General features: G+C 61.2%; 13 protein-coding genes. 10 read left to right on the top strand and 3 right to left on the bottom strand.

Features of this window, described 5'->3' with window-relative positions; genetic code table 11:
* Positions 1-536, bottom strand: a 536-nt coding sequence (locus VIH17_00585; GenBank protein HEY4681728.1) for a glycosyltransferase, incomplete at its 3' end; no start/stop codon positions are given.
* A 304-nt stretch (positions 537-840) separates the two neighbouring features.
* On the opposite strand from VIH17_00585, the gene VIH17_00590 reads away from it, so the two are divergent.
* Positions 841-2790, top strand: a complete 1950-nt coding sequence (locus tag VIH17_00590) for a S9 family peptidase (GenBank protein HEY4681729.1) — start codon at positions 841-843, stop codon at positions 2788-2790.
* A gap of 63 nt (positions 2791-2853) precedes the next feature.
* On the opposite strand, the gene VIH17_00595 is transcribed toward VIH17_00590, so the two are convergent.
* Entirely contained in the window at positions 2854-3030 is a 177-nt protein-coding gene (locus VIH17_00595; GenBank protein HEY4681730.1) for a hypothetical protein, read from the bottom strand.
* Positions 3031-3338: 308 nt separating this feature from the next.
* Here VIH17_00595 and VIH17_00600 point away from each other — a divergent pair, with 308 nt between their 5' ends.
* The 9 genes from VIH17_00600 (at position 3339) to VIH17_00640 (ending at position 8130) form a co-directional block, all read left to right on the top strand.
* The gene (locus VIH17_00600) at positions 3339-3650 is read left to right on the top strand and encodes a metal-sensitive transcriptional regulator (protein ID HEY4681731.1); all 312 of its coding nucleotides are present in this window, start codon (positions 3339-3341) and stop codon (positions 3648-3650) included.
* Between the two features lie 10 nt (positions 3651-3660).
* On the top strand, positions 3661-4242 hold the full coding sequence (locus VIH17_00605) for a mercuric transporter MerT family protein (protein ID HEY4681732.1): 582 nt from the start codon (positions 3661-3663) through the stop codon (positions 4240-4242).
* A 30-nt stretch (positions 4243-4272) separates the two neighbouring features.
* Positions 4273-4620: a carboxymuconolactone decarboxylase family protein gene (locus tag VIH17_00610; GenBank protein ID HEY4681733.1), complete on the top strand. Its 348-nt coding sequence runs from the start codon at positions 4273-4275 to the stop codon at positions 4618-4620.
* Positions 4621-4659: 39 nt separating this feature from the next.
* Positions 4660-5001, top strand: coding sequence for a heavy-metal-associated domain-containing protein (locus VIH17_00615; protein HEY4681734.1), 342 nt, complete (start codon positions 4660-4662; stop codon positions 4999-5001).
* Between the two features lie 72 nt (positions 5002-5073).
* The gene (locus VIH17_00620) at positions 5074-5430 is read left to right on the top strand and encodes a hypothetical protein (GenBank protein ID HEY4681735.1); all 357 of its coding nucleotides are present in this window, start codon (positions 5074-5076) and stop codon (positions 5428-5430) included.
* A 52-nt stretch (positions 5431-5482) separates the two neighbouring features.
* The gene (locus VIH17_00625; GenBank protein ID HEY4681736.1) at positions 5483-5683 is read left to right on the top strand and encodes a glutaredoxin family protein; all 201 of its coding nucleotides are present in this window, start codon (positions 5483-5485) and stop codon (positions 5681-5683) included.
* A 46-nt stretch (positions 5684-5729) separates the two neighbouring features.
* Complete coding sequence (locus VIH17_00630) at positions 5730-6293, top strand: (2Fe-2S)-binding protein (protein HEY4681737.1); 564 nt, start codon at positions 5730-5732, stop codon at positions 6291-6293.
* A 130-nt stretch (positions 6294-6423) separates the two neighbouring features.
* Positions 6424-7098 carry a CDP-alcohol phosphatidyltransferase family protein gene (locus tag VIH17_00635; protein HEY4681738.1) on the top strand — a complete coding sequence of 225 codons (675 nt, stop codon included), beginning with the start codon at positions 6424-6426 and terminating at the stop codon, positions 7096-7098.
* Between the two features lie 105 nt (positions 7099-7203).
* The gene (locus tag VIH17_00640) at positions 7204-8130 is read left to right on the top strand and encodes a hypothetical protein (protein ID HEY4681739.1); all 927 of its coding nucleotides are present in this window, start codon (positions 7204-7206) and stop codon (positions 8128-8130) included.
* Here VIH17_00640 and VIH17_00645 read toward each other — a convergent pair.
* The coding region (locus tag VIH17_00645; GenBank protein ID HEY4681740.1) for a DinB family protein at positions 8070-8563 on the bottom strand (494 nt) is incomplete at its 5' end. The genes VIH17_00640 and VIH17_00645 overlap by 61 nt on opposite strands.

Here is an 8563-nt window from a genome sequence, read left to right on the forward strand (position 1 = left end):
GAGCCGGGCAGAAGCCAGCGAAACGTGGTCACCGCCGCCCAGCGCCGGTCGTGCAGCGCTCCGACCAGCCGCTGAAGCCAGTGGCGCGGGGGGCGTCCGTCGGAGTCGGTAAAGACAAACACCTCGGTATTGGCGTCGGCGATCTCGAGCGCAGCCAACAGATTGTTCACCTTTTCGCCGCGATTTTCCGGCCGCCCGGCCACCGCCAGTCGCGCCCTCGCCCCGATAGAATCGGGGCGAGCCGGAAACTGCGCCACCAGCCGGTCGAGCAGGTTCCGCACCGCGTCGGTGCTGGCGGAAATGGCAAAGACGACTTCGTAGTCGTGGTAGTCCTGGCGGAGAAGCGCGAGAAGGTTTTCCTCGAGGCCGGGCTCCAATCCCTTGCAGGGACAGAAGACGGTCACCCGCGGCGCATAGAAACCCGTCTCCGTGCCGAGCCTTTTCCGCGCGTAAGCGAGGAAGCGGAACCCTTCCCACAACGCGTAAAGGCTCTGCAGGAAAACCAGGGTGATCAGAATCGCAAATGCCGCGTCCACGAGCCTCGTCCCGAAGCTTCGGGACGCGCTGAGCATAGCACAGGGCCGGGGAAGCAAGTCCTCCGCGCACAGGCGGCTAGTTACGCGCCAGGCACAGGCCGGCTGGCGTCGTTTCGAAGATGCAGGGGCGCAAGGCCCGCCGCGGCGGGCGCCCCTGCTTTGGAATTGCAGTTGCCCGTACATCGTGAAACTTTTTGCAGGCCAGGCACGTAATCCATTTGTAGAATAGGAGGAAGGCTATTGCCTGCCCTATTCTCTTCAGTCGTCCGCCCAATCATCCGCAGGTTCAGTTGGAGGATTAAGGATGCGTAAATTTTCTCGGCTATGGATCGTTCACGGCGTCGCGCTGGCTTTCTTATTGAGCCTGGCTTTACCAGCGCTTGCCCAGCAGACACCGCTCATCCCGCGCGAAGTATTGTTCGGCAACCCGGAAAAAGCCAGCCCGCAGATTTCGGCCGACGGCACCAAGCTGGCCTACCTGGCCCCGGACAAGGGCGTGCTGAACGTTTGGGTGCGCACCGTCGGCCAGACAGATGACCAGGTGGTCACCGCCGACAAGAAGCGCGGCATCCGCTTCTTCACCTGGCAGTACGACGGCGAGCACATCCTCTACATCCAGGACAAGGACGGCGACGAGAACTGGCACCTCTACCAGACCAACCTGACCACCAAGATGACGCGCGACCTGACTGCCTTCGACGGCGTCCAGGCCCAGCTCGTCGCACGCGACTACAAGTTTCCCGACCAGATCCTGGTCGGCCTGAATGTCCGCGACCGCCGCTTGCACGACGTCTATCGCCTCAACCTGAAAACCGGCGCCCTGGATCTCGACACCCAGAATCCGGGTGATGTCGCCGACTGGACGGCCGACAATGATTTCCAGGTGCGCGCCGCCCAGGTGTTTGCGCCCGATGGCGGCACCATCATCCGCATCCGCGACAACCCCAAGGCCCCCTGGCGTGAGTTCCAGCGCTGGAGCGCCGACGAGACCTTCGGCGGCGTGTACGGCTTCACCCCGGACAACAAGGGTGTCCGGCTCATCTCCAGCGTGGGCGCCAACGCGGCGCGGCTGCTGGAAGTGGACCTTGCCACCGGGAAAAGCACAGTTATCGCGGAAGACCCGCAGTACGACTGCGCCGCCGCAATGGTCCACCCCAAGACCAAAAAGCTCGAAGCGGTGGAGTTCGTCCGGGCGCGCCGCGAGTGGACGGTTATCGACAAATCCCTCCAGGCCGATTTCGATGCTATCGGCAAGGTCCGTGACGGCGACTTCGCCATCGCCAGCCGCGACCTTGACGAGAAAACGTGGCTCGTGACTTACATCGAAGACGACGCACCCGTCTATTACTACGCCTACGACCGTGCCACGAAGAAAGCCACCTTGCTTTTCAGCAACCGGCCCAAGCTTGAGCTGTACAAGCTCGCCGAAATGAAGCCTATCTCGTTCACCGCGCGCGACGGCATTACCATCCATGGCTACGTGACAGTTCCGGTTGGCGTGGAGTCCAAGGGCCTGCCGATGGTGCTGAACGTTCACGGCGGGCCGTGGGGTCGCGACGTCTGGGGCTTTGACCCCGAGGCGCAGTGGCTGGCCAACCGCGGCTACGCCGTGCTCCAGATCAACTTCCGCGGCTCCACCGGTTACGGCAAGACGTTTGTCAACGCCGGCGACCGCGAGTGGGCAGGCAAGATGCACGACGACCTGATTGACGGCAAAAACTGGGCCGTCAAGCAGGGCTACGCCGATGCGAAGAAGGTCTGCATCATGGGCGGCAGTTACGGCGGCTACGCCACGCTGGTCGGCGTCACGTTTACGCCCGATGAGTTCGCCTGCGGGGTGGACATCGTCGGCCCGTCGAACATCGTCACGTTGATCAAATCCATTCCGCCTTACTGGGTGCCGATCAAGTCGCTGTTCGACAAACGCGTGGGCAAGGTAGAGACCGAGGAGGAGTTCCTGAAGTCGCGCTCGCCGCTGTTCAAAGCCGACCAGATCAAGGCCCCGCTGCTGATCGGGCAGGGCGCCAACGACCCGCGCGTCAAGCAGGCCGAAAGCGACCAGATCGTCGCCGCCATGCGCAAGAACAACAAGCCGGTCGAGTACGTTGTCTTTCCGGACGAGGGCCACGGCTTCGCCCGGCCGGAGAACCGGCTGAAGTTCTACGCTGCGGCTGAGCAGTTCCTCGCCAGGTACCTGGGCGGCAGCGCCGAACCCCCCTCGGAGAAGGAGAAGTGGGACAACCTTAAGAAGTAGCGGAGCACGAGCCTCCCCCGTCAAAATCGGGGCGCACGGGGCGCATTCTGTGCCTCCCACCTCTTAGGACCGGAGGCCGACGCGCCGCATCGCTCCTGGAAGCGCGTCTCCGACCCGGGGCGCCACGTTCAGACAGGCCAGCAAGCCCGAGTGCTCCTGATAGGCCTTTTGCGCGCATTCGAAGGCCGGATCTTTTTCACCCAGACGCACATAAATCAGCACGACATAAGCCCACCACACATATCTTCCCTTCAAGAGCCTTTAAATATGAGTATCTCTCGGCCCCATTTTGCTCGCCCGACGCTCGAGTAGGTGCCGCCCAGCCCGTCACGTGGCTCGGCAGCATCGAGGTCTCCCACGGCAAGGCTTTCTCGCCGGAGCCGGTAAGACCGGATGATGTTCGCAGGTGCCGGGATACTTCCCAACTTCGTCGGGATAATCCCGAAGCTTCCGGACCAGCTTCCTCTCGCCTTCCTGCTGCCAAGAAAAGCGGGCCCGAGGCTGAAACCAAAAGGAAGCCTATGACATCCTATCCCCCAGGAGGGGAAATGCGGAAAACGGCCACGACTTCCCTGCCGGAGGTTTATCTGGATCCCGAGGTCGAAAAGGACCTCCAGGATCGTTTGAGCCGCATCGAGGGCCACATACGCGGGGTCAAGCGCATGCTGGCCGAGCACGCCAGTTGCGAAGACCTGCTCATCCAGCTTTCTGCCGTGCGCTCGGCCCTCAACCAAGCCACCGCCCGGCTGCTCGAAAACCATATGGAAACCTGCGTCGCTGACTGCGTGCGCGGAGGCAAAGGAGATAAGGCGCTGCGCGAACTGAAGGGCGCGCTGGCCCAGGTTCTCAAGAATTTGTGAGGGGGAAACCATGAAAGAACGGACTGTTTTTGCCGGCTCGATATTGGCGGCTCTGTTTGCTTCGGCTTGTTGCATCGGACCGATTCTGCTGGTCGGGCTGGGAGCGACTGCCGTCGCCGTGGGAGCAAGATTCGAAGCTCTTCGGCCCTATTTCTTGACTCTGACGGGAGTCCTTCTGGCCGCCGGCTTCTACTTCGTCTATCGCAAGCCGCGCGTACAGTGCGAAGGCGAAGTCTGCGCTACCCCCAACGTCAGCCGCTGGGCAAAGCCTGCGCTCTGGGTGGTAACCCTCGCGGTGGCGCTCCTCGCCCTCTTTCCGGTCTATTACGGCAAGTTGTCTCCGGCAAAGGCTGCCCTCACGAATCCCGGCGCTAGCGCCGCTGCCACGGTGGAGCTGAAGATTGACGGAATGTTCTGCGAAGGCTGTGCTTCTTCGGTGCGCAGCTCCCTTGCCGATGTGACCGGCGTGGCGTCTGCCCAGGTCAGCTTCGACGAGAAGAAAGCTCGCGTCAGCTACGATCCCGCAAAGACCAGCATCGAGCAGCTCATTGCTGCGGTCGAAAAGCTTGGCTACAAGGCCCGAAAACTCTAGGGAGATGGACAATGGACATAGTGGCGGTTAATCTCAAAGAACTCACACCGGAGATTCCCGAGCGCCCTCGCTCGCATCCGGGACGTCGCCTACGCCGACGGCGGGGTACCCGGAAAGCACAAGCTGCTCGTGGCGCTGGCCATCGCCGCCAGCGTGAAATGCGAACCGTGCATCCGGATGTATGCGGAGAAGGCGGTGAACGCGGGCGCCACACGGGAAGAAGCGGCAGAGATCCTCAACGTCACGATGGCCATGGGCGGCTGCGTGGGCGAAGCCTGGGCGCACAAGGCTCTGGTCGCGTTTGAAAACTTCAGCCGCAAGCTCGCCACTCCCGCTGCTCCGGCGGCGGGCCGGACGGAAAACTGTTGCTCTGTTTGAGACCCGGGGGGAAGAATCTTGCGTAAGGAGGGGGTAATCATGAAAAGGAAGGTTTTCTTCGTGCTTTTGACGTTGCTGCTGGTTGTGGGCTGGGGACTCAGCGAGCAAAAAAAGGAAGCTGCGCCTTCAACTCCCGCAGCTACGAAGCTGCAATTAACCCAGTGCGCGTTGAGGGTCAGTGGGATGACGTGCGACGGATGTGCGGGAATGGTAAAGCAGGGGCTGCTGAAGGTGGAGGGCGTAAAAGCGGCCAAAGTGGATTGGAAGAGCGGCAACGTGGAGGCGCAGTACGACCCAAAGAAAACTACGCCCGAGAAAATGGTCGCTGCCTTCAACCGGAACAATCCCGGCTTCCGCGCTCAACTGCCCAAGCCCAACTAACTCCGGTTACGCTGGGGAAACGGCGCGGTTTATGATCCCCGGTTTGAACACGCTCCAGTAAGGCGACCTAAAATGAGGGAAAGCTGCGCACGCAACGACTTGGTTGGGACCAACATAGCGTGGACGGTTTGGTACTTACCCGGCGTGTTGTTGGCGGTCGGTTTCTTTTGGTCGGAAGCGCGGGTGTGGTTGTGGACTCCGGCCCTGGCAGTGGCGGGTGTCGCCTGTGTAGTGAATGCTGCCCGCTGTGGCCGCCTGCATTGCTATGCGACGGGGCCGCTCTGCCTGCTTGGCGCTGCCTACGTGCTGCTCGCTGAATTCCATCTCGTGCCAATGAACCCAGTCCGGTTCCTGTTCGTATTGGTCGGGGCAGGAACCATCGCCCATCTCGCGGAAGTGTCGCTGGGCAAGTACGTGAAAAAGGCGTAAACGGAGAGCGATGATGGCAAAAAAAGTAGTGGTGTTTAGCCAACCCGGTTGAATGTTCTGCGGCAAGGTGAAAGAGTTTCTTTCCCAGAACAACATCGAGTTTGCCGACCGCAACATCGCCACCGATGAAACCGCGCTGGCCGAACTGGAAAAGCTGGGCTACATGACCACGCCCGTGACCGTGATCGACGGCGAGGCGGTAGTAGGCTTCGATCAGGCAAAGCTCGAGAAGCTGCTGGTCGCGGGGACATAGCCGCCAGCGTGAAATGCGAACCCTGCGTGCCCGGAATGAGATGGCGATGACATCTACGGAGAAAGTGCAAACTGCCGGCGGCAGCCTGCTCGATGCGGCGTCGGGCTGGCTCGAAGCCGGGAAGCCCACCGAGTTGTGCCCGGTCTCCGCCACCGCCGGCCACAAGGTCAAGCAGGTCACCCTGGGCAACCACCTGCGTCCCGACCACTGGCGCTGGGCCTGGCAGGACGGCTTCTACTTCTGTTCTGCGCCGGTGTGCCCGGTGGTCTATTTCCACAACGGCCACCGGGTCTATTTCACCCAGGAGGAGATTCACACGCTGGTTGGGATCAAGGCCGCCGGCCCGCCCGTGCCGGTCTGCTACTGCATGAATGTCACCGAGGAGCAAATCGTCGAAGAGATTCAGGTCAAGCGCTGCTGCACCTCACTCGAAGACATCAAGAACTACACGCGGGCGCGTACCGGAAAGCTCTGCCACGTCACCAACCCTGCGGGCAAGTGCTGTGGCAAGCATTTGACCGCCGTCGTGGAGCGCGCTCTGGCGGCGATGAGCGATCCAGCGCTGGCCAAGCAAGCTCGCGAAACCTGCTGCCAGATTCCGGTGGATTGATCCAGGAACTCCCCCCCTTGCTCCGCAAGGATGGGGCACCCGGCCATCCGAAGACTTGCGGTTCCTGCTGTCCCGCGGCTAGAATCCTCCCGCCGGCCGTGAACCCGATTTCGAACGAGGATGGGCAGCAATGGAAAAACCGATCTTCCAGGATGCGTCCCGGGCTCAGTTGAGTCTTCTGTCTGCCATCGAAAAGAGATGTCTCATCTGGTTGGCTCACCGCATGCCGCCATGGGTCCATTCCGACCACCTGACGATGCTTGGGCTGGTGGCGCTGCTCATGGCCGGTCTTTCCTACTGGCTGGCCCGGTGGAACCGGTTCGGGCTGCTTCTGGTCATCTTCTGGTTGGCAGTCAACTGGTTCGGCGACAGTCTTGACGGCACGCTGGCGCGCGTGCGCAACCAACAGCGACCTCGCTATGGCTTCTATGTGGATCACGTGGTGGATGCCTTCGGGACGCTTTTCCTGGTTGGCGGGCTCGCCCTTTCCGGCTATATGGGCGAGGGGGTCGCCCTGGGTCTGCTCATCGCCTACTTTATGCTCTCCATCGAGGTCTATCTGGCGACCTACACGCTCGGCATCTTCCGGCTCTCCATTGCGAAATTGGGTCCGACCGAGGCGCGCATCCTCATTGCGATCGGCAATCTCGCGCTGTTCTTCCGTCCCGTCGTGCGCATTCAAGGGGAACCCTACCGCTTGTTTGACGTGGCCGGAGTCATCGGGATCGTTGGCATGGGCCTGATGCTGATCACGTCCGCAGCCAAGAATACTCTCGCTCTCTACCGGGCGGAGCGGATCTCGTGAAGGAGCAAGAGAACGGTGCCGGGTGGCGCTCGCCCTGAAGTGAACGGTCGGGCGCCATCAGCAGCGCCCGGGCACGGATCAGCGATGATAGGAATCCCACGAAGAATGATTCCGGCGGTTTTTCTGGCGGGCCTTCTTGGCGCGCGAATCGCAGCCGCCCAGCTCATCCCGGCGGCGGAGCTCAAACCCGAGACATTGAAAGCGTGGGAGGAATACGAGCGCCTGACCGAAAAGCGTATCGCCTTGGAGCTCGAGTCGAACGAGCGATTCCTGGTGCAGGATTTCCTGCCCCCTTCGGAGGCGGCTCGGTGCCGCCAGACCCTCACTGCCGGCGGTGTCTTCCTCTACAAGATGCAGACGCGGATTGGCGAAGGCAAGCCCATCACTGTTCCGGACGGGATAATCCATCACTGGCTGGGCACTATCTTTCTGCCCGGCGTGGATCTGCCGGACCTCTTGAAATGGATTCAGGACTATGCCCGGCACGCGAAGTATTTTGAGGAAGTAGAAGAATCCCGCCTTCTCGCCCGCCAGGGAGATGTTTTCAAAATCTTCTTGAGGCTAAGGCGAAAGAAGATCATCACCGTTTACTACAACTCGGAGCACCTGGTGGAGTACCGGCTCCACGGGCCCCTCCGCGTATCCAGCAAGAGCCATGGGACGAAGATCGCCCAGTTAGAAAACCCCGGCACTTCCCGGGAGCAGGAGAAACCCCAGGGCAGAGACAGCGGTTTTCTCTGGCGGCTCAATTCCTACTGGCGATTCGAGCAAAAGGATGGGGGAGTCGTAGTGAACTGCGAGGCGGTGAGCCTGAGTCGAGCAATCCCCCGTGGCCTCGAGTGGCTCATCAAAGGCTACGTCCAGTCGGTGCCCAAGGAATCGCTCGAGAATACCCTCCGTGCCATCCGCGAAGGATTCCATGGCCGCACAAAAGCCTCCGCGCCCAAACGCAGTGAGGTCCGCCACCGGTCTCAACCACGTTTGGCTTTTGCCCGAAGCCGTCTGAGCAATCGAATCTGGCCCGCATGGTAAACGTCGTGGAAGGCGACGCCGAAAATCATCGAGGTGGGTATCTTGCGCGCTCTTGCATGCAGCAGGCCGACAACGGCCTCCCGCAGTCTCCGATGTTCCTCGTTGAGCAGGGCTCGCTCGTGACGCCACTCTTCCTCGGTCAACGACTCCGGGCGACCAAACCAGTTGCTTCCCCGGATAGCAAAAGACCCTCGAGCCTCTCCACGTAATTTACGGCGGACAACATATTTCCAGTAGGCCGCGTGGAGAACAACTTCCCGGATATTGTGCCGGCCCGGCGCGGGTCTCCAGACCGCGTCTTTGGCCGTCACTCCCCGCAGAGATCCCTTCAAATTGGGGCCATGCCAGGTCCTTCTGTCATACGCCTCATCGATGATTTGCAGCAGGAGTGTGATGGCGGAATGGAGGGCGTCATTTTTCATAGCTTCTTCTC

The organism is Candidatus Acidiferrales bacterium, assembly GCA_036514995.1.
Classification (GTDB): Bacteria; Acidobacteriota; Terriglobia; order Acidiferrales; family DATBWB01; genus DATBWB01.

Bases quoted from the DNA above. Each gene is read 5' to 3' on its own strand.
- VIH17_00615 (HEY4681734.1), top strand. From the start codon at position 4,660: ATGAAAAGGAAGGTTTTCTTCGTGCTTTTGACGTTGCTGCTGGTTGTG.
- VIH17_00620 (HEY4681735.1), top strand. From the start codon at position 5,074: ATGAGGGAAAGCTGCGCACGCAACGACTTGGTTGGGACCAACATAGCG.
- VIH17_00635 (HEY4681738.1), top strand. From the start codon at position 6,424: ATGGAAAAACCGATCTTCCAGGATGCGTCCCGGGCTCAGTTGAGTCTT.
- VIH17_00590 (HEY4681729.1), top strand. From the start codon at position 841: ATGCGTAAATTTTCTCGGCTATGGATCGTTCACGGCGTCGCGCTGGCT.
- VIH17_00625 (HEY4681736.1), top strand. From the start codon at position 5,483: ATGTTCTGCGGCAAGGTGAAAGAGTTTCTTTCCCAGAACAACATCGAG.
- VIH17_00640 (HEY4681739.1), top strand. From the start codon at position 7,204: ATGATTCCGGCGGTTTTTCTGGCGGGCCTTCTTGGCGCGCGAATCGCA.
- VIH17_00605 (HEY4681732.1), top strand. From the start codon at position 3,661: ATGAAAGAACGGACTGTTTTTGCCGGCTCGATATTGGCGGCTCTGTTT.
- VIH17_00600 (HEY4681731.1), top strand. From the start codon at position 3,339: ATGCGGAAAACGGCCACGACTTCCCTGCCGGAGGTTTATCTGGATCCC.
- VIH17_00630 (HEY4681737.1), top strand. From the start codon at position 5,730: ATGACATCTACGGAGAAAGTGCAAACTGCCGGCGGCAGCCTGCTCGAT.